This window comes from Arcanobacterium ihumii (genome assembly GCF_900604515.1).
Taxonomy (GTDB): domain Bacteria; phylum Actinomycetota; class Actinomycetes; order Actinomycetales; family Actinomycetaceae; genus Arcanobacterium_A; species Arcanobacterium_A ihumii.
The window spans coordinates 173,664-196,057 of record NZ_UWOS01000003.1 but is presented as its reverse complement, the minus strand read 5'-3'; the positions used below and the strand labels follow the sequence as shown (position 1 = coordinate 196,057).

Here is a 22,394-nt window from a genome sequence, read left to right as displayed (position 1 = left end):
GTCAAGGAGTGATGTGCCCGTGGAAATTATGGGAATTGTGAATGTGACACCCGATTCATTTTCCGACGGCGGCAAGTGGGATTCAGTCGACGCGGCAATTGCACACGGGCGAGAACTTATCACCCAAGGCGCTACCATTCTTGATATTGGTGGAGAATCAACTCGCCCAGGTGCTGAACACTTAACCTGGGAAACTGAATGGGAGCGTATCTGTAAAGTTGTGGAGGTTCTTTCCCAAGAAACAACGGTTTCGGTTGATACCTATCATGCCCAAACCGCTGCCAAAGCCGTTGCTGCCGGAGCACATATCGTTAACGATGTGACGGGTGGCGCAGGTGATAAAAATATGTTTGCAACCGTGGCTGATCTGGATTGCTCGTACATCCTTCAACACGCGCGTGGAAATAGCCAAACCATGAATAGCCTTGCAGTTTATGAAGGTCCTGTAGCTGTAGTTGTGGTCGATGAACTGGTGGAAAGCAGGGACGCAGCCATTGAAGCAGGTATTTCGAGTGATCGTATAATCCTCGATCCTGGCCTCGGATTCGCAAAACTTGGCGAACAAGACTGGGAAATTCTTGCTGATATTGGCATGTTCTTGGAACTTGGTCATCCTATTCTGATTGGGCAGTCGAGAAAGCGTTTCCTCTCCGCCGTCGTCCCTGATTCGACTCCACTCGAACGTGACATCGCGACGGCAACGATTTCCGGGCTACTGAGCGAAACGGGAGTGTGGGTAGTTCGCGTCCACAACGTTGCTGCTAGTGCCCAAGCAATTGGCGTACATCGAAAGCTATCAAGCCTCGGCGCGTGGTAATCATTCGCTCTTCAGGCCATCAAGCCTTCTACTCTGCAACCGAAGATGGGAATTGTGAAAATGCGAGTTGATACGATCAAACTCAGTGGTCTAAGTGCCCTAGGCGCCCACGGCGTCCTAGACTTTGAGCATCAAAAACCACAAAAATTTTCTGTGGACATCACTTTCTCAGTTGTTACGGAACAAGCTGTGCAAACCGACGATATTGCGGACACAATCTCCTATGCCGATATTGCAGATCGGGTGGTTGAGCGTGTCTGCGGTGAGCACGTTGATTTGATAGAAACTTTGGCAGATCGTATTGCCTGCGACGTGTTGGAGTTTGGCGCACGCGAAGTTTCCGTTACGGTTTACAAGCCCCAGGCTCCGATCGAGCATAGCTTTAAAGACGTAAGTGTGACGGCGCATCGCAATTCAGAAATTCTGGATCCAGCATGGCGAAAGTACGTTATTGGGTTGGGTTCCAACCTTGAGCATCCTCGTGCTCACGTTGTTTCTGCACTTGAAGAACTTAGTGAAGTCTTTGAGATCCGATCAGCGTCGAAGCTGTTTGGAACGACGCCGATTCTCGCCGAAAACCAGAGTTCTCAGCCCGACTACGTCAACGCCGTCGTCGTTGGATACAGTGCACAAGCTCCATTGGACGTTCTGCATTCGTTGCAAAAAATTGAATGGAAGCATGGCCGTGAACGTCACGAGCATTGGGGAGCACGTACGCTAGACCTAGATATTCTAGAGATTGAAGGTGTTTGTAGTACGGATCCTGAACTTGTTGTTCCGCATCCGCGAGCATCGCAACGGCGTTTTGTTTTGGAACCGTGGTCAAGCATCGATCCAGATGGTGAGCTAAACGGTCAAAAAATTACCGAACTGCTCGCGGGTGTTCGCGACCAAGAGGTCTACCTTTTGGAAAACGAAGGTTTTATTGCGTGAGGACTTGACCATGAACGAACCCCACAATTCTGAAGGTACGCTCCGCCCGACGTCGTTCCTACTGGTAGCGACGCTTGGGCTAGTTACGCTGGCATTTTCCTTCTTTGGAAGTGAAATTTGGCTACGAGACGGACGAACGCCCTTGGTCTTGCCGTTGTGGGGAGTTGGTCTGCCGGTGTTATTTGCGCTCTTTGTTTTCTCGCAGGGCTGGAGAGTGCGTTCACATAAAAAGGGTAAGAAAGTAATTCCACCCTTGGCAGCTGCCCGAATCTGGATCCTTACCCAGGCAGGTTCGCGTGCCGCGGCGATCCTTGCTGGTGCGAGCTTCGGTATCGCTGGAGCCTATGCTCATCTTGCATCAACGGCGTTTTCAAGCGAACAAGTGCGCAATTTTTCCATCGCGGGACTGGCTTGGCTTGTGCTCGTAACCGTTTCACTTCTCGCTGAACGCTGGTGCATGGTTGACGACGACGGCGACGCGCCCACTGGTGGTGGCGCTACAGGTGTAGGGATTTAGCAGGTCGCTCAGCAGGATATTTCACCATGATTTAGCAGAACATTTAGCTGGTTCAAGATCTTTTATTGTGGAAGAATAGTTCAGGATCACGCACGACTAACTGCACTAACACTATTAAGAGGTACATCGATGAAGAAACTTCTGGGCTCGGATCTTGATTTCACTCCCGTAGACCCACAGTATTTTAAGGTTCTAAGGCTGAATGCACTTTTAATTTCGGCTTTCTTAGTTCTACCTCCGCTAATCGTGGCGATTATTTTTGGACGTGATGGCTTCCCTGGGGCAATATGGTGGATCCTCTTTGCGGTGCTGTTAATTATTAGTGGAATAACCTTTGTCTTTGCCAAGCGCCGTGCGAAGGCGATTGGTTACCTTCAATGCGAAGACGAACTTCTTATTCGCCGCGGAATCATGTTCCATAAGCTAACCGTTATTCCCTATGGTCGTATGCAACAGGTAAATGTTGAAGCTGGACCGTTCCTTAATCGCTATGGTCTAGCTAAGGTTTCACTTATTACTGCTTCGGCAGAGTCGGCAGGATCAATTCCAGGGATTTCGCGCACTGAAGCAGAACGCCTACGCACTGTGCTTACAGCTCTTGGTAATGCTCGGATGGAAGGACTGTGAGTCTCGATCCATGAATAGTTTTGACGAGCCAAGCGAAGTAGAAAATAAAGCCGAAGGCACAATGACGCGTAAAAGTAAGAAGCCAGAGCTTGGATCAGAGGCGGTAGCCCCAGAACTCTGGCGCAAATTCCATAAAGTTACTCCGATTGCCTCACTCGGTTCATTCTGGATCGTGATTTTCGTGGGTATCTTCTCAATTGTGTCTCAGGGTCTAGAAAATAGAGACATCAATACTGTAATAGACGGAGCGCGTGAATATGCCTCGTTGTATTTGTTGCTGATCGTGCTGGGTGGCTTGCTTCTAATCAGCGTGCTAGTGATTGGCGCTAGTGCAGTGATGTGGAAAAAGACTTCCTTTGCGCTCGCGCCGAACGGTATCCATCATCGGCAGGGTGTATTTGTAAAGAAGCACTCCCAAATCCCATGGAATCGGATTCAAAGTGTTGAAATTGAACAGCGTCTATTCGGGCGAATCTTCGGATTTGGTTCAGTAAAGGTTGACGCTGCGGGCGCGCATGCCGATCATATTGAACTTGGGCTCTTGCGCTTAGCCGATTGTTCGCGTCTTCGTAAGGAGATTTTGCAGGCACTTGATCGAGTCCGATCGGGTCAATCTTTCGTTCCGGTACTTCATGCTGACTCCGTGGGTGTAGAAGATAATTCTGAGCTAAAAGAATCTGATGCTTTTAACTCTAGAACTCCTGTGCAGACAGACGTATGGGGTGTGCCGTCGTCAAACGAGATGGCAACAAACTCGCACCAAAATGACATCCCGATTTTCGACGCGGATGACAACGAAAACGATGCTCTTGTGTACAAGCTCGGCACGAAACAACTGATCGTCGCCAATTTTTTCGATACCCAAGTGATTTTGGTGGCCTTCTTTACGCTGATGCCGGTGATCGGTCTTATCGCAAGCGGGGATATTTCATTCTTTGCGGTAGTTCTCCCGATCTTTGCGGCCGGCTGGAATGTGATTAAATCATTAATTGATGACTACGGTACGAAGATTTACCTTTCTGAAAATGGGTTACGACGTCGTGCTGGATTGACGAAGGTCATTACCCGAACTGTGCCCCCAACTCGTGTTCATGCGATTGGGATTTCGCAGCCGTTGCTGTGGCGTCGCTTTGATTGGTGGAAAGTGGTATTAACTACCGCCGACCAGGAGATCAAAGATGTTCAAAACATTTCGAAGACGTTTATTCTTGCAGGTACTCGAGAAGAAGTACTTCGTATCCTTTGGACGCTTGCCCCGGATCTAGGCTCCGATGACGATCATGCGTTACTAGGGGAAGCCCTTGATGGTTTGGACTCGGGTCGATTTTTCACCGGCGCACCGAAGAGTGCTCGTTTGCTCGACCCATTTACCTTGAGAGGTAGGGGTGTATATGCCTCGAAGAAGATGGTTATCATTCGCTCTGGTCGCTTTGCCCGTAAAGTTTCCTTCATCATGCAAGACCACACCCAGTCGACGATGGCAAAGGTTGGTCCGATTCAACGCAAGAAGAATTTAGCTACGCTGAATGTTCATACTGTTCTTGGCTCGGTTGGTACAGAAGCTAAGAATTTCGATCGTGACTTCATCGAAAAGCTACTTGTGGTGGAGACTGAACTAGCTCGCGATGCGAGGAGCGAAGGAGTTTCCGAGTCCTTGCAGTCATGGAAGAATCGAATGGGTCTGAGTAAGGCTTAGACTCCGATCGGAAACGAAGCTAGGGGAAGATTGCCGATGAATAATACGGGCCGAATGGGTATCGGTGTAATTTCCGCCGGGAAAGTTGGAAGTGCTTTAGGTAGTGCTTTGAGATCTCAGGGACACTCCATTATTGGCGCATATGCGACCTCAGAAGCTTCGATTGACAGACTCGAAACAATGCTTCCTGGAGTGCCTGCTCTTGACGTCCAAACTATTGTTGATCGATCCGAAATGGTTTTATTAGCTCTACCTGACGATGAGCTCGCCGGGCTGGTTTCGGGGTTGGCAAAGCTTAACGCATGGAAACCTGGTCAAATCCTAGTTCACACCGCAGGTAGATATGGCGTTGAGGTACTCCACCCTGCCATCGATGCAGGTGTTCTGGGTCTTGCGATTCATCCTGCAATGACGTTTACCGGAACATCGCTCGATGTTGCCAGGTTGCAAGGATGCCCATTTGCGGTAACTACTGTGGCACCTTTCCAAGCAATCGGCCACGCCTTAGTTGCTGAGATGGGTGGTCAATCGGTGATTGTTGCTGAAGAAGATAGACCAGCGTACCATGCGGCGCTCAGCCACGGTGCGAACCATGTTGTAACCGTCATTGCTCAGGCAATGGCATTGCTGGAGAGCATTGGTTTTGATGAACCTGGTGACTATCTTCGCGCACTTGTCCAAGCTTCAGTAGAAGGGGCCTTAAGTTCAGGCGATGCGCTCTTGACGGGGCCAATTGTCCGTGGGGATTTAACGACTCTTTCTTCACACCTCGATTCGGTGGATAAGGCAGCGCAGGGCAATACTAACCTTGACGATCTTCCGCCCGTCTACCGTGGAATAGCTGAAGCGACCGTGGAACGTGCGCTACGGCGTCGTACTATTTTGGAGGCGACGGCTAAACAAATGCGTGACCAGATTCGCGCAAACCAGTTATAGCCCCATGCGTATGGCGGATTAGGATAATAGTGTGCACGTCTTTCAAAAAAAATCTGAACTAGTATCCTATGTGAATCAATCAAAGGGATCGCGTGGCCTTGTGATGACTATGGGTGCGTTGCATCAGGGACATCTGGCTTTAGTTCGCGAAGCTCGTAAAGCTGCGGATACGGTGATCGTCTCGATTTACGTAAATCCTCTTCAATTCGGTCCAAATGAGGACTTCGATGCCTACCCGCGTACTCTTGATGCTGATCTTGCGTTGTTAGAGGAAGCGGGAGTGGATGCTGTCTTTGCACCTTCGGATGCGGAGATATACCCGCGTGAGCCCCTCGTCCGAATCGATCCAGGTCCGGTTGCGACGATGCTCGAAGGGAAAACTCGTCCGGGGCACTTCGCTGGTGTGCTTCAGGTGGTTAATAAGGTACTGAACCTCGTTCGCCCCGATTATGCATTCTTTGGGCAGAAAGATGCCCAGCAGTTGGCGCTTATCCGCACGATGGTTGCGGACCTTGATATGCCAGTCGAAATCCATTCAGTTCCGATCCAGCGTGATACCGCCGGTTTAGCTCTCAGCTCGCGCAACTCTTACTTGAGTGAAATCGAACGAACTAACGCCCTCGCACTTTCACAGGCGCTTAAGGATGGAGTAGAGGCGGGTTACGAACATGGGACGATTCCTGAGATTATTCGAGCTGCCGTTGCGGATATTTCGGAAAATCCCAAACTTAAACTTGATTACTTGACTTTGGTAGACCCACAGACCTTTATGCCACTTCAACCAGATTTCAAGGGTATTGGATTGCTCGTGGTTGCGGCGTGGGTTGGTCAAACTCGATTGATTGACAATATGGAGGTTTCCATTGGCTGAGCGGATGCGCACAATGATCACGGGAAAAATCCATCGAGCTACAGTGACTGGTGCTGACTTAAATTACGTCGGCTCCATTACTGTAGATTCACTGTTGCTTGAAGCTGCTGATATTTTGCCGGGAGAGCGGGTTGACGTTGTGAACGTCAATAATGGAGCGCGGCTCAGTACCTACACTATCCCGGGCATACCTGGTGCAGGCGAAATAGTCCTCAACGGGGCTGCAGCACACCATGTTTCTCCTGGGGACGTGGTCATTATCATGTGCTATTCGGCGATGCCCGATGAGCAGGCACGCAGCTCCCATCCTCGAGTTGTGTTCGTTGATGAAAAGAATTCAATCCTTGAGTTATCCGATCAACCTGGTCAGGTACCGGGCGGTGATCATGGATTACATTCCTCGGGAATACCGTTCTAAAGTACGAAATTTCTTCACTCTAAGTCCTAGATTTCCTTAGATAGCCGCCAATCCCAATCAAAAGAATTCGCTAAATATTCCCACTCGCGTGATGCGAGCCTAGAAAATAGCCAAAATACCTATAAACTTTATCCGTTATTTTGTAACCTTTTAAGGTGAGTACTATGAATCAAAACCCAGTTCCAGTTGCAGACGATACTCCGGAGCAGATTAAGGTCCGCAAGGAGAAGCGTGAGCGACTCATGACTGAAGGACGCGATCCTTATCCAGCGGAGCTTCCGATTACCTCGACCATCCACAAGGTGCGCGAAAGCTATGCCGATGTTGAACCTGGCGATGAGCTCGAAGACGAAGTCGGTATTGTGGGACGCGTGATGCTGATGCGTCCATCAGGAAAGATCGCTTTCCTTTCGCTCCAAGCTGGCGACGGCGAACGCCTCCAAGTTATTTTCTCGCTCGCTAACGTAGGCAAAGAAGCACTTGATCAACTCAAGGCTGACGTTGATCTTGGTGATCATATCTTTGTGCACGGTCATGTTGGAACCTCGAAGCGTGGAGAACTCTCGGTATTCGCTCACTCATGGGCTATGGCATCGAAGTCAATTCGTCCACTACCAAAAACTTTTACCAATGTCGACGGCGAGGAGATGACTCTTAATGAGGAAACTCGTGTACGCAAGCGCCACTTGGACCTTATTACTCGCCAGGGTGCTCGCGATATGATTCGTATTCGCGCGGGTGTTATGCGTTCGATTCGAAAAACCTTTGAAGAGCGTGAGTACATTGAAATCGAAACACCGACTCTGCAAGCGCTTCACGGAGGCGCTGCTGCACGCCCATTCATAACCCATATCAACGCTTACGATCAGGATCTTTACCTTCGTATTGCAACTGAGCTTTACCTCAAGAAAGCGGTGGTTGGCGGTGTAGATCGCATCTACGAAATCGGAAAGAACTTCCGTAACGAAGGTGCAGATTCATCGCATTCGCCCGAGTTCACGGCTATGGAAGCCTACGAAGCATACGGCACTTATGACACTATGGCGCAGCTAACCAAGGATATTATCCAGAATGCCGCGCGCGACGTGTTTGGAACCTTGGTTGTTACGCTTGTCGATGGTACCGAATATGATCTTAGCGGCGACTGGGACGAGATTTGTCTCTATGACTCGCTTTCCGAAAAGCTCGGCGAAGAAATCACTGTAGAGACGTCGCGCAAGCGTCTTCTTGAAATCGCAGAAGAACACGATATTAAGGTTAAGGAATACGCCGTCAACGGCAAGATCGTTGAATATATCTGGGAAGAACTGGTAGGAAATTACCTCTACAAGCCGACTTTCGTTCGTGACTTCCCAGAAGATACTTCTCCACTTACTCGTTACCACCGCACTAAGCCCGGTCTCACTGAGAAGTGGGATCTCTATATCCGCGGAATGGAAACGGCTACCGCTTACTCAGAGTTAGCCGATCCGGTTGTTCAGCGTGAACGCCTCACCCAGCAATCACTCGAGGCTGCAAATGGCGATCCAGAGGCAATGCAACTTGATGAGGACTTCATTGAGGCGATGGAGCAAGGCTTCCCGCCGTCTGGTGGTATGGGAATGGGCATCGATCGTTTGCTGATGGTACTTACTGGCCTTGGTATTCGGGAAACTATTGCATTCCCGTTCGTTAAACCAACCAACTCCTAAAGCTGAAAGGGGACCTTAGGGGAACGAATACGAACACCTCAGGGTTCTCACAACTAGTTGGGTGGGGTTGCAAGATTAAATCTTGCAACCCCACCCAACTTTGCTGTTTGTGATGCTGAATTAACCGGTTATGGTTAACTCAGCACGACGCAGTTATAGAACGTCTTCGTCAACCCAGTCGAAGGTGCGTGTAACAGCCTTCTTCCAGAGGCGCATCTGACGATCTCGTTCGTCGGTTTCCATCTTTGGCTCCCAACGCTGATCTTCTTGCCAGTTGTTGATGACGTCCTGCTCGCCTTCCCAGAAGCCGACTGCGATACCAGCTGCGTAAGCTGCACCGAGTGCGGTGGTCTCAGCAACCTTTGGCTTCACAACTGGAACGCCTAAGATATCTGCCTGGAACTGCATGAGTGCAGAGTTAGCAGTCATTCCACCGTCAACACGAAGCTCAGCAAGATCTACACCGGAATCGGCATTCATAGCCTCGAGAACTTCGGCAGTCTGGAAAGCGGTTGCCTCAAGAACTGCACGTGCAATGTGCCCACGGTTATTGTAACGAGTAAGTCCAACGATTGCGCCACGAGCATCGTCCTTCCAGTAAGGAGCGAACAGACCGGAGAACGCCGGGACAACATAAACACCGCCGTTATCTTCAACCGAAGACGCAAGGGTTTCAATCTCTGGGGCGGAGGAGATCAGACCAAGCTGGTCGCGGATCCACTGGACGAGTGAACCGGTGACAGCAATCGAACCTTCGAGTGCATAGACGGCTTCTTGATCGCCGATCTTGTAGCAAACGGTGGTAAGAAGACCGTTTTCGGAGCTAACAGCTTCGTTTCCGGTGTTGATGAGCATAAAGCAACCGGTACCGTAGGTGTTCTTAGCCATTCCCTTTTCGAAACATGCCTGGCCAAACGTTGCTGCCTGCTGATCACCAAGGTCACCAGAAATTGGGGTGTCAATGATAAGCGAGTTCTTTGATCCATATCCGTAGATTTCGGAGGAGGACTTGATTTCTGGAAGCATAGACATTGGGATGCCCATATCTGCGCAGATATCTGCGTCCCACTCGAGCTTGCGAACGTCCATGAGCATGGTACGTGAAGCGTTGGTTACGTCGGTAACGTGTGCGCCGCCGTCTGGACCACCGGTGAGGTTCCAAATTACCCAGGTGTCGGTATTACCGAAAATGAGATCTCCAGCTTCAGCCTTCTCGCGTGCTCCTTCTACGTTGTCCAAAATCCACTTGATCTTTGGACCGGAGAAGTAGGTTGCAAGTGGGAGTCCACAAACGTCCTTGTACCTGTCTGCTCCTTCGTCACCAGCAAGCTCACGGACGAGCTTGTCGGTACGGGTATCTTGCCAAACGATTGCGTTGTAAACTGGTTCGCCGGTGTTCTTGTCCCAAACTACAGCGGTTTCACGCTGGTTGGTAACGCCCACAGCTGCGATTTCGTGGCGGTTTACGTCCGCTTTCGAAAGTGCTTGGCCGATGACTTCACGAACGTTGTCACGGATTTCGATTGGGTCATGTTCTACCCAACCCGCCTTCGGGAAGATCTGCTCGTGCTCGAGCTGACCAACGGAAACGATTTCTCCGGAGTGGTTAAAGAGAATCGCACGGGATGAGGTGGTTCCCTGATCGATGGAAAGAATATACTTCTTCTCGGTCATTTTTGTTTTTCCTTTCAGAAGTTATGGAATTTGTTTAAATTCCGGTTCGTGAAAATCACATTTGGAAGATGTTCATTGCTCCAGAGCCGAAGATTAGGCCGGCAAGAACGCCACCGATGATTGGACCTACAACTGGAACCCAAGCGTAGCCCCAGTCCGAGCCGCCCTTGCCCTTGATTGGCAGGACAGCGTGTGCGATACGTGGACCAAGATCACGAGCAGGGTTAATAGCGTATCCAGTTGGTCCACCGAGCGATGCACCGATCGCAACGATGACGATTGCAACTCCAAGTGGTCCAAGTCCAGACTTGGTGCCAGCGGATACGAGTACCCATGAAACGAGAACAAAGGTTCCGATAATTTCTGTGAGGGTGTTCCAGAATGCGTTGCGAATTGCTGGGCCGGTTGCGAACGTACCGAGGATTTCTGCCTGGTCTTCGTGCGCGTCGTAGTGTTGTTTGAAGGTAGCCCAAGCAAGAACGGCACCAACAAATGCGCCTAGGAACTGTGCTGCTATGTAGGTGAGCGTGGTTGCTGCGGTGATTGGAATACCTGGCATGAACTCTGTTGCGCCAGATGCAATAACGCCGAGTGTTACTGCTGGGTTAAGGTGTCCACCAGTCTTGTATGCCATGTAGACGCCGACGAATACTGCGAAACCCCATCCAAAGTTGATGAGGAGCCAACCGCCACCCTGACCTTTAGAGTGTTTGAGAAGGTTGGTTGCTACTACGCCCGCGCCAAGGAGAAGAAGGAATGTTGTGCCGATAAATTCAGATAAAAAGACTTGTGCAAGAGGCATTCTTGGACCTGTGCTTTCCGAATAAATAACTCTATGAAGTTAATGGATGGATAGGGTGCTCTGAAATTGATGACTAAATTCTTAGTAACTGTGCTTCATTGCATTAATTTCAGGCTAGTAAAACTATGACACAAATTACGTTACGTGGACACTTGTGGGAGGCTTGTGCACGAACGTGCATTTTGGAATCTACATTAAGGGCGTTCGTGCAATTTTACCGTGGGAAACGTCGAAATTTATCGACTACCAACGCTGCTTCGCAAGGATCTGTGTAAGCACTTCATGAGCCTCTAAATAAGAAACTCTCCGTGCCCCCTTTTGCTCAAGTTCAATGTACATCTTAGGTTCACGGCGGAAATGAGCGAATCCGCGTCGAAGAAGGTTTGGAAGCGGCTTGCGAGCTTCATCTAAATCTCGCATAAGCCGGAACCAGAAAGTCTGGACGCGGGGGCGGCTAATACACAGCGCCTCAGCAAGAATTCCTTCTTTTTTCAGGTCATCGATAATATCGGCTGCGAAGATTCCTTCAGCTAGAACGATTCGTCGACCATCCATATCAAGAACGCGGTCAGAGATGCGTTTATTGAGTGGAATATCGTAAATCGGAATCGTGGTAGAGCCGGTGGTACATAACTCCACTAGCGCATTAATTGCACCAGGTTTGTTCCACGTCTTGATGCTGTCCCAGTCCACCATACCGTGGCGATGGGGGAGACCTGGGTGATCGCCGTCGTAATAGAAATCATCAAGGGAGACGACGGGCAGACCGGTCCTTGATACAAAACGCGTCTTCCCGCTTCCCGATGGTCCGGTTATCAAAATAACTCGTGCATTTGGACGGCGTTGATAGCCGTCCGGTAAATCAAAAAGACCTTCATCGGAAAGCGGGATAGACATGCGTTCTAGCTTAGCTCAATTCTTCCCACGGCATACCGTGTAGCTCACTCGTGCCTGCTAATCCAAGCGCGTGATGAACTAGCTGAATTGGGTGAATAACCTCAGCACCTGAGCCTTTACGGATCTGCCAACGGCAAGTTTCGGTTTCACAAGCTGCCAGGTCAGGGTTAGTGCGCTTCACCATATCGAACAGAGGCTTTCCAACCTTCTGTGCAACCTCGTACTTTTCCTTCTTCAAGCCGTAGGTTCCTGCGATACCGCAGCACTGCTCGCCGGATTCGATAACCTTAACTCCCGGAATCGTTTCCATCATCCGGATCGCTGGCTTTCCAATGCCCTGTGACTTCACCTGGCATGGCTGGTGATAAGGGATAGTTACATTGCGGCGTCCAAGTTCCTCGACTGGGAATTCACCGTTGTCGATAAGTTCCAGAATGAATTCGGAGGTTTCAACCATGCGTGAGCCGACGTCGATGAGCTCAGGATCGTCGATACCCATGATTTCATGTGCCTCGTGACGTAACATACCCGCACAGGATCCCGACGACGAAACAATTGTTAGTTCCTTACCTGCGCTACGTAGTTGACCACAGAGTTTACGTACTGCCTTGGCGGCTTCGTCGAAAAGTCCGTTAGATTGCTGGGCTAGACCGCAGCAACCCTGCTTTGGAACGATAACTTCGTAGCCGAGGTGCTCAAGAACTTCGACCGTGGCGATTGAGGTTGCTACTTCAAAGTAGCCACCTGCGCAACCATGGAAGAAGACGATTGGCCCCTTAGGGAACGGACCACGGCGAGTCTTTTCGTGCTTGCGGAACCATCCCATAAAGGTACGGGACTTCGCTTTAGGAACTGGGGCTTCGTGGTGTACGCCTACAACCTTTTCCACAACCTTGCGGATTGGCTTATTCGCCAAAGCCACGTTGGCGATAGGAGCGAACGGAGTCATAAGGCGACCTTCGAGCTCGGTTTGAGTGATGAGGCGATCGCGTAGAGGCATATGATCTGCCTTCATTACCGCACGGGCCTGGCCGTTCATTTCTGCAATCTTCACGCCTTGTGGACAGACGGTTGTACAGATACCACAGCCTGAACAGTAATCCAAGGAATGGTCTACCGAAGCGCCATTGCGGTAGCGCTCTGCTTGCGGACCAACAAACTTTGGACCGGAGAAGAGCGGAGTTGCTTTCGCAACTGGACACTGGGTTTCACAAATCGTACATTTAACACACGAATCAAGTGAAACGCGAGCTAGTGAGATCTTGGCATTTTCCATCGGGTTCTTACCCATTAGAGTTCCTCATTTCCCGTCTTGATTGCCTGTGTTGCCGCCCAAGCGGAGCCGAGCGTGATTCCTTCACCGGATTTCTCTTCCCAGGGAAGAGCTCCTCCGATGCAGTCACCCAAACAGTAAAGGTTGGAAAAAAGCACGTTACCTTCGCTATCGACAGGATTCATAGTTTCGTTGACGCGAACACCGGTTCGGTAGATAGCTTCAGCGTGGAAATCCTTGTCCGAAACTTCGGGGGTGAAAATTGGGAGATCGAATATCGATTCCTTGATTACACCGTAGGAATCACGTGCTAGATTTCCTGATTCGTATCCACCCGCGGCATCAACAATGAAGTCTGCCTTTACCTCGGAGACTCGGCCAGCACGCTGAACCTTAACAGCAGTGACTTTATTGCCGTCGGAGATGAAACCGGTAGCGACAGCGTTGAGCTGGATATCGATTCGCGCTTCCCGGCATGCGACTGTCAAGATATCGTTGATGCGTCGGCCCGGTACTGAAGGAGGTGGAAGCGGAATTTCCCCAACTGAGGTTCTGATTTCTGCTTCCATCTCAACAAAGGTGTGAGGATCGAGTCCTAAAATAGCTGGGATAAGTACACATTCGTCGTCTTTGAGTTCACGTTTAATGGCTTCAATTAAGGCGGAGCGCTCGTGCGAATTTAAACCTTCGTCGAAGGACCGAGCATGGGTGGTACCGGTCGCATCGTGTTCTTTTCCTCCACGTATGGGGAGATCAATGGAGATCGCACGAGCGGAAATATCAACGAACGGTGAGCGTGAAAGGTTGTCTGCAATGAGCTGGACTGGGAAGTCCTTGAGGCGGTTGAGACCAACCACCAGGTACTTCTTGCCATCTTCGAGAACCGAAGACTTCATTGAGAGCGGAACCGCAGCGGTTGGGCGAACTGCGCCAACCGCCGTCGGCATCAAAACATTTGTGTTCAAGAACTCGGGGTCCTTATCAGTACACTTGAAGAGCTCAACATTGTTGACGAGCCACTTGACGCCGTCGAAAACATTTTGAGTGCCGATACTCGCATACGGGTGGTTCGGGTTGTTTGCGATGAATGCACTCAGCGAAGACGGTAGGTTGTGTACCGGCGAAGTGTTTTTTGTGCCTTCTTCCCAACCAAGGATGTCGATTGTTCCGTTGGAAAGGAGCAATCCTCCGATTCCACGGCTCACGATAGTTACAGTGTGCCCTTGTTCATGAAGCATCAATGCGCTGGATAGTCCCGCAAGACCTGCGCCAATAATTAGAATTCGGCTCATTTCATGACTCCTTCACAGTGGTCGAGGAAGTGCTGACGGCTGCAAGTTCGGGCTCAAGGTGAGTAGGGCGAACACCGTCGTGTCTACCGTGGAGAAGCGCAAGATCTCCGGTTGCTCGGCGCGAATCCTCAAGCGGTGCAGGTAGGTGATCAATATCGAGTGCACCCGAAAGAATCCACTTATCCAAGGTGGCTTCGCGAAGCTGCTGACCATAAAGGAGGTTTCGGATGCCTTGAGCGCGGTTTCCAACGAAGAGTCGAAGCATCGTTGAAGTGCGATCAGCTAGCTCTGCAGGAGTCTTACCTTGGAAAACAGGAGAGGACTCAACGTTCTTGCGAGCAAAGTCGTGCATAATCCCTGCCGCGCGCAAAGAGCAGAATCCGCCTTGGCATGGTCCCATGCCTACGCGTAACTGACGGCGAATGTCGTCAAGGTTAGCATCTGGCTGCTTCTCGAGCTCCTTCTCGATCATAGATCGAGTAACTAGCTCACATTCACAAACGATTTGATCGTCCAAACGATCTGCTTCACGTTCCTTGAGGCGGTCTGTGACCCGGTGGGTTGGGTGGCCCTTTGCGCTTGGAACTGCTTCTTGATCAGTTGTGCACTCACGAGGATCACCGAGCTGCTCACACATTGCGTCTACAACATTCTTAGCCATCAAACGGTAAGTGGTGAGCTTTCCACCGGCGATGGTTAACATGCCGGAGATTCCATCACGCGATTCGTGATCGATAATCGACATTCCGCGCGACATGTGGCGAGTATCGGACGCGCTAACGCGACGATCCTTAACCAGTGGGCGAGCACCAGCCCAGACATGCACGGCTCGCGCTTTACGGAATCCAGGAATCAAGGCTTCACCTGAGTCAAGCATGTGTTGGACTTCGGAGTCCTTGATTTCAAGGAAGTCAGGATCCTTGGCTGCTTCGTCAGTTGTGCCAATGATACAGACGGTATGCGCAGGAACGATGATATCGCCGTCGGCAGGGTAGATGCATCGGTTAACAACCGAGTTGACGAGGCGATGGTTCATCGCCACCATGATGCCACGACCAGGAACTACGTCAACTTCAGGAGCTCCTGCCATTTCCGCGATCTGACCTGCCCAAGGACCGCCAGCGTTAATCACAAAGCGGCAGTCGATGCGTACGTCTTCACCGGTCTTCTCCGCACGGCAAAGTACAGCTTGAACAGCGCCGTCTTCCACCACAATTTTGGTAACGCGGTGGTAGCTGAGAATCGTTGCACCGTGTGCCTTAGCTGATTCTGCTGCGCCCCAAGTCATACGCCAACCGTCCACCGCGCCATCTTCAACTTCGAACGCGCGTTTAATTCCCGGGTTGAGTCGAGGTTCACGGCGAAGTGCCTCGGCAATCGAGATTTCCGCAGCGGGAACTCGAGTGTCTCGGGCGGCTTGAAGGAACTTATCAGCGTGTTCTTCGGTATCCATAGGGGTGACGACGAAAAGTCCGCCAGTTTCTTCAACGGCGTCGGAATGAATACGGCGAATAATCGCATTTTCTTCCGCACACTCGGTTGCTGAACCAGGATCGGACACAACGTAACGACCGCCCGAGTGGAGCAAACCGTGGAAGCGGCCAGTGGTCCCTTGTGCGAGATCAGCGCGCTCAACTAGAACAGCTCGGAACCCACGCATGGCGAGGTCTCGAACTGTTCCAGCACCGGTAGCTCCGCCACCAATAACAACTACATCTGTTTCGATTTTTTGCATAACCGTCTTCCACTCTGAAGTTGGTTGATAATTACGCTTCTCGATTTCGAGAAGTTCTAGTTATATAGAGTAAGCGTTTTTGTTCCTATACATCGAACATAATGGGAATCTGAAATGATCTTGGGCAGATGTGCACGAACGCCCAGAAGTGATGGTCGAATGTTCAAGTATGGTAATTTAGTTCAGTACAATGACTTTGACAGGTAGGACAGTCATGGATGAGCGTTTTAATCTCGCGTATGAAGCTGCGGTGATGCACTTTGTTCAGGGAGAAACCATGGAGTCGATTGCGCGCCGGCTAGGAGTGTCGCGATCGACCGTATCGAGGCTTGTCAAAACAGCTCGCGAACTTGGCTATGTCCAGATTTCACTCCACCCACCTCAGGAATTGGTGGACACTTTGGGGTCAAGAATTTCCCAACGTTTCGGAGTTCGCACCCACGTTGTTCCGGTACCTTTTGGTGCAAATGATGCCCGTCGACTCACTGCTGTGGCTACAATGGCAGGAATCCTCATTTCGGAAACCGTTCAGCCTAATAATGTGGTAGGCGTGGCCTGGGGAAATACGCTCTCTGCAGTGATGGATCATCTGATTCCAAAGCCTGCATCGGGTTCCGTAGTGGTTCAACTCAACGGCGCTGCTAATCAGATCAGCACCGGAATCCCTTATGCAGGAGAAATCATGGAGGCGTTCGGCCAAGCTTATGGTGCCGCCGTCACTCACTTCCCAGTTCCAGCCTTCTTTGATTATCCCGAAACGCGTAGCCTACTCTGGCAGGAACGTTCCATCGCTTCAGTTCGTAAACTCCAATCTCAAGCAGATATCGCGATCTTTGGAATTGGAGCAATGGTGGGAGCCGTTCCGTCCCAAGTTTATTCGGGTGGTTATCTCACACCTGAAGAGCTGAGTGGACTCGCCGCAGAAGGCGTTGTTGGAGACGTTTGCACTGTTCTCCTACGTGCTGACGGCTCGTGGGAAGACCTTGAGCTCAACCAACGGGCATCAGGACCGACGCCGGATGCCTTGCGCCAGATTCCACGCCGAATTTGTATTGTGTCTGGTGTTGAAAAAGTAGTGCCACTACTTGCCGCGCTCAGGGCAGGTGTTATCACCGATTTGGTTATCGATGAGGATTCCGCTGCAAGATTGCAAGAACTTAGTAAGCAAAATGAATCCGTGCGTGGTCTCCGTTAAAACGCGTCTGCGTCTAAGAAAAACTCCGATAACTCGGCACGGTGCAACGAGGTAGAAAACGTGAACAGCGGGAAACCAGCGTAACTACTACGTAGTCAGCGTGCTGAAGCGAACCGACTCGAAAAGTAGAGCGCAAATGGTGTTTCGAGCGCAATGAGCGTGAAAACAAAGGTCAAGAAGAAATTGCGCAAGCCAATTCCTGAAATTAGAGCGGCGATAACGATACACATCGCACTGACGGCGATGATTCTGTTTCGTTGCCTTGAACCTTCCATTGGACCTTTTATCGCTGAAATGAAATTCTGTGCGCTTCCAACCAAAAGGAAGATTGCTGCAATGATAACGGGTAGGTAGGTGAGGGCAATTGTGCTTGATGCTACGGCGTCGTCGGAGGTCATCGATATGATTGCGTATGAGACAAGAAGCATGGCGAGTGCGGTAAAAGCCAAGAAAATTGCGGCACCAAGGTATTTGTGTTGTAGAGGGGTCATCGTTGGCAATTCTAGCAAATGCTGACCGACGTATTGCTAAAGCGAATAGCGGTCATTGTTTTTGCGAATAAGTCCGTCTTGGCACAGTGAATCAACTGCAGCTGTGAAGCGCTCCTTCGAAAGTGTGCTTAACTCTAGCAACTCTAATTCGGTAAGCGATTGGTGTAGACGTAACTGAGCCATGATTTTGCCACGTGCTTCTCGCTGGGTACCAATAAATTTTTGCGTCTTTCGCATATGAGCAAAAGAGTCTTTGGGTTTTCCGGTTTGGAACCATGTGCAGGACTGCTGGACTGGGCATTGTTCGCATTTAGGATCCCGTGCAGTACATATCAAAGCACCAAATTCCATGATTGAGGCATTCCAAAGCCACGCACGGTCAGGAACCTTGGGAACAAATTTCGCCGCGTGGCTCCGCTCCGCTTTGGTTTGATGAACGGCCGGTAATGCCTGCCCATTCCACCGGGCAAGGACGCGACGGATATTCGTATCGAGAACAACTGAGTGGAGATGGAAGGCAAAGGCAAGGACTGCGTCTGCTGTGTATTCACCGACGCCCGGCAAGGTCAAAAGCTCTTCTCGTGTACGTGGAAGTTCGCCGTGGTATTTGGCAACGACAGCTTTTGCGCATTCTTGGAGACGTAGAGCTCGCCGCGGGTAACCTAGGCGGTCCCATGCAATCAGTACTTCGGCCGGTGACGCTTGGGCGAGGCTATCGGGAGTAGGCCAACGCTCCATCCAGCGCTCCCACGCGGGTAGAACTCGATTTACCGGTGTTTGCTGGCTCATCACTTCGCAGACCAATATCGACCAGGCAGATGACTGGGGGTGCCGCCAAGGCAAGTCACGTGCGCTTAACTCATACCAAGTGATGATTGCATTGTGAAAGAGCTCGGGTTTCAGCTCTTGGTTTTCTAAAGAGGTAGCCATTGAGATATCGCCAATCGCTGAAATCTAGTGAGAGGGAATAGTTTCTTTTCATTGATTTAAGTTTGCCAGAAACATGGGTCGGGTGGAGAGTTGAAACGTGCTTATCGGCGTGGAATATGGCATCTCAGCTCCGTTTCACGTTACCTTTAATACGTGGTACATGATGATAGACGACGGTCGGGAAAATCCTCGCGCAATAATGGCTTGATGCCTAATCGTTTGCGTAGTGCAGTTGAGCCCGGACGTGAAGGCACACCACGTGGAAAAAAGACTTTGCACGGTGGTCGTCAAGACTCATCGCAACATACTCAAAGAAGCTCTGGACGTGAAGGTGCTGGTACGAAAGCTGGAAAGGCTCAGCGTCCAACTAGGAATGTAAAAACTTCTGGTCGAGTTAAAGGTTTAAGTTCTCTTCGGCAAAACGCAGATTCGCCGCGTGGAGCAGCAGTTCCGAAGAATATGAGGGGAATGGATCCTGCTCGTTCTCGAACTCGCTTAACGGCATCAAAAGAAAAGCAGGCGGATGCTATTCGCACTGGACGCGCGAGTGCCAATGCACGTAACGAGGGTGCGTCCGCAAAGAATTTCCGTGGTGCCGGCACATCGACGACTCGGGTCACGAGTTTGAAACGTGGGCAAGGTTCCGTTGCTAATACGACTGAATCTCACGGTGCTCTTCCACGCTCAATCAGGGAGCAACGAGGTAGAACAAAGCGTGGAGGATTTCAAGCTTTTGTTTTGCAAAAGAAATTTATTGTTACCGGGGTTGTGGTGCTAGTAGCGCTTGTGCTTTTCTTTGGAATTTACTCGGTGCTTACAAAGGCACTGATGAAGATGGATGAAAGTAACAGTGCTCCATCTCCGGAAGCTAATTTCGACCCTGTTAAGTGCACATCGGAAATGTTGCAAATTTCGATGGAGCGAGAGGGCGGTCGGACGGGACAACCAGTAAATTTCACGATTAAGGTGAAGAATGACCGCGGGGATCGGCCATGTTTTGTGGATGTGGGAAAGAAGCAGGCAGGAATTAAGATCTGGAGTGGTGACCAGCAGGTTTGGGATTCGCGAGCCTGTGGTGTGGGAGAAGCTAGCAAAGTACTTTTGCTCGATAAAAATCTAGAAAGCTCACATATCATTACCTGGGATGGCAACGTTTATGGAGCTAACTGCGTAAAGCAATATCCGGCGAAAACTGGTTCCTACCAGGCTCAATTCATGATCGGGGATAGCCCATTTGGAAATAAGCTTGGGTTTGCTCTGGATCCCAGTGGAAAGAATGCAAAGGTTGCTGAGCAACAGACTGCTCCTCACCCGAACGAAAAGACTGTCCAACCAGCACCCGACCCTTCAGTTAAGTCTGACGTAGATGGGAATGGTTCGGCTGTAGATAAAGCAGATCCCAACATATACAAGAGCGATGCTCCTAGCGATGTGACTGCTCCGTAATTTCAGGTAAACAGATACTTTATCAATTGCCTAGGACCGTTACTAGCTGATGGCATTAAGTGGCAAAACTGAATTTGCAGCTGCAACTACATCGGAAACTGGGCGAATATCCATCCCGGCGGGGATTTTTATTTCATCATTGAGTGGCGGAACAATCGCGATTTTGAAGCCTAACCGAGCAGCTTCATTCAAACGTTGTTGGACTCCGACGATTGGGCGCAACTCACCTGTTAAGGACACTTCTCCAAAGGCGGCGACTCCAGGGGCAAGAGGCATATTGGTTGCCGTGGAGATTAGGGATAGTGCGATCGCTAAATCAGCTGAAGGTTCTTGTGCTCGCGCTCCACCCACTGTGGATACGAAGATGTCATTTCGTTCAAAGGCAACTCCTAGCCGCGATTGAATTACTGCCAGCATCATTGACACTCGTGAACTATCTACACCGGCCGTAGTTCGGCGTGGCGGACCAGCGGCTGTTACAGATAGTGCTTGTACTTCAACGGGCATAGGGCGTCGGCCTTCAAGAGTTACTGTTACACAGGTGCCAGGTACAGTGAGATTACGGGCGGATAGGAAAAGACCGGAAGGATCTGCTAATCCGCGGATTCCGGAATCGATTAATTCAAAACAACCCACTTCGTCTGTTGGACCATAGCGGTTTTTAACTGCGCGAACCATTCGCAAGCGTGAGTGGCGGTCACCTTCGAACTGGCAAACGACGTCTACGAGGTGTTCCAATACTCGTGGACCAGCGATGGAGCCATCTTTTGTTACATGGCCAACCACGATAACCGGTAAATTCGTTGATTTTGCAATATTCACAAGTCCCGCCGTAACAGCACGAACTTGGGCCACACCGCCGGCAGCGCCGTCGACCGTGGGATCAATAACTGTTTGAACCGAATCAACAATAAGAAGAGATGGTTTGCTTGACTCAATGTGACCGAGAATTCGCGAAAGATCTGCTTCAGCGGTGAGTAAAAGGTTTTGCTGAAGTGCTCCGATTCTTTCTGCGCGTGCTCGTACTTGGGCAGCTGACTCTTCACCAGTTACATATAAAACAGAAGATCGTGAATTTACCTGGGCTTCTTGAGCAGCTTTTGCTGCAACATCAAGAAGTAAGGTAGATTTACCGACTCCTGGTTCACCTGCGAGAAGTACTACGACTCCGGGAACGATTCCTCCACCGAGGACTCGATCAAGCTCGGAAACGCCAGTCGGAGTTTTAATTGAGGCTTGAGAAGATACGTCCGTAATTGGCTGAGCAGGTGAATGAGGAACGAGTACAGGAACTTGGCTCAAGGAGGTTCCGCCAGATGAGGATGCCTCAACGACAGTCCCCCAGGCTTGGCATTCGCCGCATCTTCCCACCCATTTAGCGGTGGTCCAACCACATTCGGTACAGCGGAATCCTAAAGATTTAGATTTAGTAGCCATTGAGCGTCCTTTAAATTCTTCCTAAATGCGGTTTACGAAGCTCTCAACCGCATCCGATGCTCCAGAGACGATAAGAATATCTCCTTCGCTAAAAGTTGCAGTACCTGTGGCATAGCGGAACGGTCGAGAAGGCTCCTTTATACCTATTAGCGTGATTCCAAATTTTTCCTGCAAATCTGAGATATTGATACTCCGATTTAGTAAGTCCCTTGGTGCAAACATCTTTACTACTGCGAAATCATCTTCGATTTCGATATAGTCAAGCATCTTTCCCGATACCATGTGGGCGACGCGTTCCCCAGCATCATGCTCAGGGTAAATGACGTGATGTGTTCCGATTCGAGAAAGAATCGTTCCATGGGCGTGTGATGTAGCTTTTGCCCAAACTTGTTTCAGGCCAAGATCCACCAAGTTGGTAGCAATCAAAACGGAAGCTTCAATTGACGATCCAACCGCAACTACAGCAAAGGGGAAATCGTGGACACCGAGCTGTTCAAGCGCATCAATGGAGGTTGCATCTGCCTCAATTACACGAAAATGAGATGCCCACTGTTGTGCAACTGCCGGATCGGATTCAACGGCAAGGACTTCACGCCCCAGGGTAGTTAACGTCGTTGCAATCGAAGCTCCAAATCTACCTAAACCAATCACAAGTACAGCTTCAGAGCGTTTTTCACGAGCCATAACAGCCTCCATTCCTAATTATTATCAAGCAT

Annotated in this window: 21 protein-coding genes; 11 read left to right on the top strand and 10 right to left on the bottom strand. The window is 50.3% G+C overall.

Annotated features, from left to right (window positions below; genetic code table 11):
* The first annotated feature begins 13 nt into the window (after positions 1 to 13).
* The 9 genes from folP (at position 14) to lysS (ending at position 8,506) form a co-directional block, all read left to right on the top strand.
* On the top strand, positions 14 to 817 hold the full coding sequence (folP, locus tag EIH22_RS08220) for a dihydropteroate synthase (RefSeq protein ID WP_235001833.1): 804 nt from the start codon (positions 14 to 16) through the stop codon (positions 815 to 817).
* A gap of 60 nt (positions 818 to 877) precedes the next feature.
* The gene (gene folK, locus EIH22_RS08215; RefSeq protein WP_160149059.1) at positions 878 to 1,750 is read left to right on the top strand and encodes a 2-amino-4-hydroxy-6-hydroxymethyldihydropteridine diphosphokinase; all 873 of its coding nucleotides are present in this window, start codon (positions 878 to 880) and stop codon (positions 1,748 to 1,750) included.
* Positions 1,751 to 1,760: 10 nt separating this feature from the next.
* Positions 1,761 to 2,267: a DUF3180 domain-containing protein gene (locus EIH22_RS08210; protein ID WP_124055326.1), complete on the top strand. Its 507-nt coding sequence runs from the start codon at positions 1,761 to 1,763 to the stop codon at positions 2,265 to 2,267.
* A 129-nt stretch (positions 2,268 to 2,396) separates the two neighbouring features.
* Entirely contained in the window at positions 2,397 to 2,894 is a 498-nt protein-coding gene (locus EIH22_RS08205) for a PH domain-containing protein (RefSeq protein ID WP_124055325.1), read from the top strand.
* A gap of 10 nt (positions 2,895 to 2,904) precedes the next feature.
* Positions 2,905 to 4,590 (top strand): PH domain-containing protein, encoded by a 1,686-nt coding sequence (locus EIH22_RS08200; RefSeq protein WP_160149058.1) that lies wholly within the window; start codon positions 2,905 to 2,907, stop codon positions 4,588 to 4,590.
* Between the two features lie 36 nt (positions 4,591 to 4,626).
* Positions 4,627 to 5,526 (top strand): Rossmann-like and DUF2520 domain-containing protein, encoded by a 900-nt coding sequence (locus tag EIH22_RS08195; protein WP_124055323.1) that lies wholly within the window; start codon positions 4,627 to 4,629, stop codon positions 5,524 to 5,526.
* 31 nt (positions 5,527 to 5,557) lie between these two features.
* Positions 5,558 to 6,397 (top strand): pantoate--beta-alanine ligase, encoded by an 840-nt coding sequence (panC, locus tag EIH22_RS08190; protein ID WP_124055322.1) that lies wholly within the window; start codon positions 5,558 to 5,560, stop codon positions 6,395 to 6,397.
* The gene (panD, locus tag EIH22_RS08185) at positions 6,390 to 6,815 is read left to right on the top strand and encodes an aspartate 1-decarboxylase (protein WP_124055321.1); all 426 of its coding nucleotides are present in this window, start codon (positions 6,390 to 6,392) and stop codon (positions 6,813 to 6,815) included. Before panC ends, panD begins: the two co-directional genes overlap by 8 nt.
* A gap of 164 nt (positions 6,816 to 6,979) precedes the next feature.
* On the top strand, positions 6,980 to 8,506 hold the full coding sequence (gene lysS, locus EIH22_RS08180) for a lysine--tRNA ligase (RefSeq protein ID WP_124055320.1): 1,527 nt from the start codon (positions 6,980 to 6,982) through the stop codon (positions 8,504 to 8,506).
* Between the two features lie 153 nt (positions 8,507 to 8,659).
* Here the strand turns inward: lysS and glpK are convergent, their stop codons facing one another.
* From glpK to glpA, 6 genes are all read right to left on the bottom strand, one after another.
* Entirely contained in the window at positions 8,660 to 10,180 is a 1,521-nt protein-coding gene (glpK, locus tag EIH22_RS08175) for a glycerol kinase GlpK (protein WP_124055319.1), read from the bottom strand.
* Between the two features lie 55 nt (positions 10,181 to 10,235).
* Complete coding sequence (locus EIH22_RS08170; protein WP_124055318.1) at positions 10,236 to 10,982, bottom strand: MIP/aquaporin family protein; 747 nt, start codon at positions 10,980 to 10,982, stop codon at positions 10,236 to 10,238.
* Positions 10,983 to 11,225: 243 nt separating this feature from the next.
* Positions 11,226 to 11,879 (bottom strand): uridine kinase family protein, encoded by a 654-nt coding sequence (locus EIH22_RS08165; RefSeq protein ID WP_124055317.1) that lies wholly within the window; start codon positions 11,877 to 11,879, stop codon positions 11,226 to 11,228.
* Between the two features lie 10 nt (positions 11,880 to 11,889).
* Positions 11,890 to 13,170 (bottom strand): anaerobic glycerol-3-phosphate dehydrogenase subunit C, encoded by a 1,281-nt coding sequence (locus tag EIH22_RS08160; protein WP_124055316.1) that lies wholly within the window; start codon positions 13,168 to 13,170, stop codon positions 11,890 to 11,892.
* Positions 13,170 to 14,444: a glycerol-3-phosphate dehydrogenase subunit GlpB gene (gene glpB, locus EIH22_RS08155; RefSeq protein ID WP_124055315.1), complete on the bottom strand. Its 1,275-nt coding sequence runs from the start codon at positions 14,442 to 14,444 to the stop codon at positions 13,170 to 13,172. Before glpB ends, EIH22_RS08160 begins: the two co-directional genes overlap by 1 nt.
* A gap of 1 nt (position 14,445) precedes the next feature.
* Complete coding sequence (gene glpA, locus EIH22_RS08150; RefSeq protein WP_124055314.1) at positions 14,446 to 16,179, bottom strand: anaerobic glycerol-3-phosphate dehydrogenase subunit GlpA; 1,734 nt, start codon at positions 16,177 to 16,179, stop codon at positions 14,446 to 14,448.
* A gap of 214 nt (positions 16,180 to 16,393) precedes the next feature.
* On the opposite strand from glpA, the gene EIH22_RS08145 reads away from it, so the two are divergent.
* Positions 16,394 to 17,374: a sugar-binding transcriptional regulator gene (locus tag EIH22_RS08145; protein ID WP_124055313.1), complete on the top strand. Its 981-nt coding sequence runs from the start codon at positions 16,394 to 16,396 to the stop codon at positions 17,372 to 17,374.
* A 95-nt stretch (positions 17,375 to 17,469) separates the two neighbouring features.
* Here the strand turns inward: EIH22_RS08145 and EIH22_RS08140 are convergent, their stop codons facing one another.
* On the bottom strand, positions 17,470 to 17,865 hold the full coding sequence (locus EIH22_RS08140; protein WP_124055312.1) for a hypothetical protein: 396 nt from the start codon (positions 17,863 to 17,865) through the stop codon (positions 17,470 to 17,472).
* A gap of 36 nt (positions 17,866 to 17,901) precedes the next feature.
* On the bottom strand, positions 17,902 to 18,795 hold the full coding sequence (locus tag EIH22_RS08135) for an HhH-GPD family protein (RefSeq protein ID WP_124055311.1): 894 nt from the start codon (positions 18,793 to 18,795) through the stop codon (positions 17,902 to 17,904).
* Between the two features lie 207 nt (positions 18,796 to 19,002).
* Between EIH22_RS08135 and EIH22_RS08130 the strand changes: the two genes are divergently transcribed.
* Positions 19,003 to 20,241 carry a hypothetical protein gene (locus EIH22_RS08130; RefSeq protein ID WP_124055310.1) on the top strand — a complete coding sequence of 413 codons (1,239 nt, stop codon included), beginning with the start codon at positions 19,003 to 19,005 and terminating at the stop codon, positions 20,239 to 20,241.
* A gap of 42 nt (positions 20,242 to 20,283) precedes the next feature.
* Here EIH22_RS08130 and radA read toward each other — a convergent pair whose 3' ends face one another.
* Together radA and EIH22_RS08120 are read right to left on the bottom strand one after the other, a co-directional pair.
* Positions 20,284 to 21,678 (bottom strand): DNA repair protein RadA, encoded by a 1,395-nt coding sequence (gene radA, locus EIH22_RS08125; protein WP_124055309.1) that lies wholly within the window; start codon positions 21,676 to 21,678, stop codon positions 20,284 to 20,286.
* Positions 21,679 to 21,699: 21 nt separating this feature from the next.
* A complete protein-coding gene (locus EIH22_RS08120) occupies positions 21,700 to 22,362 on the bottom strand; it encodes a potassium channel family protein (protein WP_124055308.1) in 663 nt (220 codons plus the stop codon).
* Positions 22,363 to 22,394 lie beyond the last annotated feature (32 nt).

Coding starts and splice junctions, on each gene's coding strand:
- folK (WP_160149059.1), top strand. CDS start 878: ATGCGAGTTGATACGATCAAACTCAGTGGTCTAAGTGCCCTAGGCGCC.
- EIH22_RS08210 (WP_124055326.1), top strand. CDS start 1,761: ATGAACGAACCCCACAATTCTGAAGGTACGCTCCGCCCGACGTCGTTC.
- EIH22_RS08205 (WP_124055325.1), top strand. CDS start 2,397: ATGAAGAAACTTCTGGGCTCGGATCTTGATTTCACTCCCGTAGACCCA.
- EIH22_RS08200 (WP_160149058.1), top strand. CDS start 2,905: ATGAATAGTTTTGACGAGCCAAGCGAAGTAGAAAATAAAGCCGAAGGC.
- EIH22_RS08195 (WP_124055323.1), top strand. CDS start 4,627: ATGAATAATACGGGCCGAATGGGTATCGGTGTAATTTCCGCCGGGAAA.
- lysS (WP_124055320.1), top strand. CDS start 6,980: ATGAATCAAAACCCAGTTCCAGTTGCAGACGATACTCCGGAGCAGATT.
- glpK (WP_124055319.1), bottom strand. CDS start 10,180: ATGACCGAGAAGAAGTATATTCTTTCCATCGATCAGGGAACCACCTCA.
- EIH22_RS08170 (WP_124055318.1), bottom strand. CDS start 10,982: ATGCCTCTTGCACAAGTCTTTTTATCTGAATTTATCGGCACAACATTC.
- EIH22_RS08165 (WP_124055317.1), bottom strand. CDS start 11,879: ATGTCTATCCCGCTTTCCGATGAAGGTCTTTTTGATTTACCGGACGGC.
- EIH22_RS08160 (WP_124055316.1), bottom strand. CDS start 13,170: ATGGGTAAGAACCCGATGGAAAATGCCAAGATCTCACTAGCTCGCGTT.
- glpB (WP_124055315.1), bottom strand. CDS start 14,444: ATGAGCCGAATTCTAATTATTGGCGCAGGTCTTGCGGGACTATCCAGC.
- glpA (WP_124055314.1), bottom strand. CDS start 16,179: ATGCAAAAAATCGAAACAGATGTAGTTGTTATTGGTGGCGGAGCTACC.
- EIH22_RS08145 (WP_124055313.1), top strand. CDS start 16,394: ATGGATGAGCGTTTTAATCTCGCGTATGAAGCTGCGGTGATGCACTTT.
- EIH22_RS08140 (WP_124055312.1), bottom strand. CDS start 17,865: ATGACCCCTCTACAACACAAATACCTTGGTGCCGCAATTTTCTTGGCT.
- EIH22_RS08135 (WP_124055311.1), bottom strand. CDS start 18,795: ATGGCTACCTCTTTAGAAAACCAAGAGCTGAAACCCGAGCTCTTTCAC.
- EIH22_RS08130 (WP_124055310.1), top strand. CDS start 19,003: ATGCCTAATCGTTTGCGTAGTGCAGTTGAGCCCGGACGTGAAGGCACA.
- radA (WP_124055309.1), bottom strand. CDS start 21,678: ATGGCTACTAAATCTAAATCTTTAGGATTCCGCTGTACCGAATGTGGT.
- EIH22_RS08120 (WP_124055308.1), bottom strand. CDS start 22,362: ATGGCTCGTGAAAAACGCTCTGAAGCTGTACTTGTGATTGGTTTAGGT.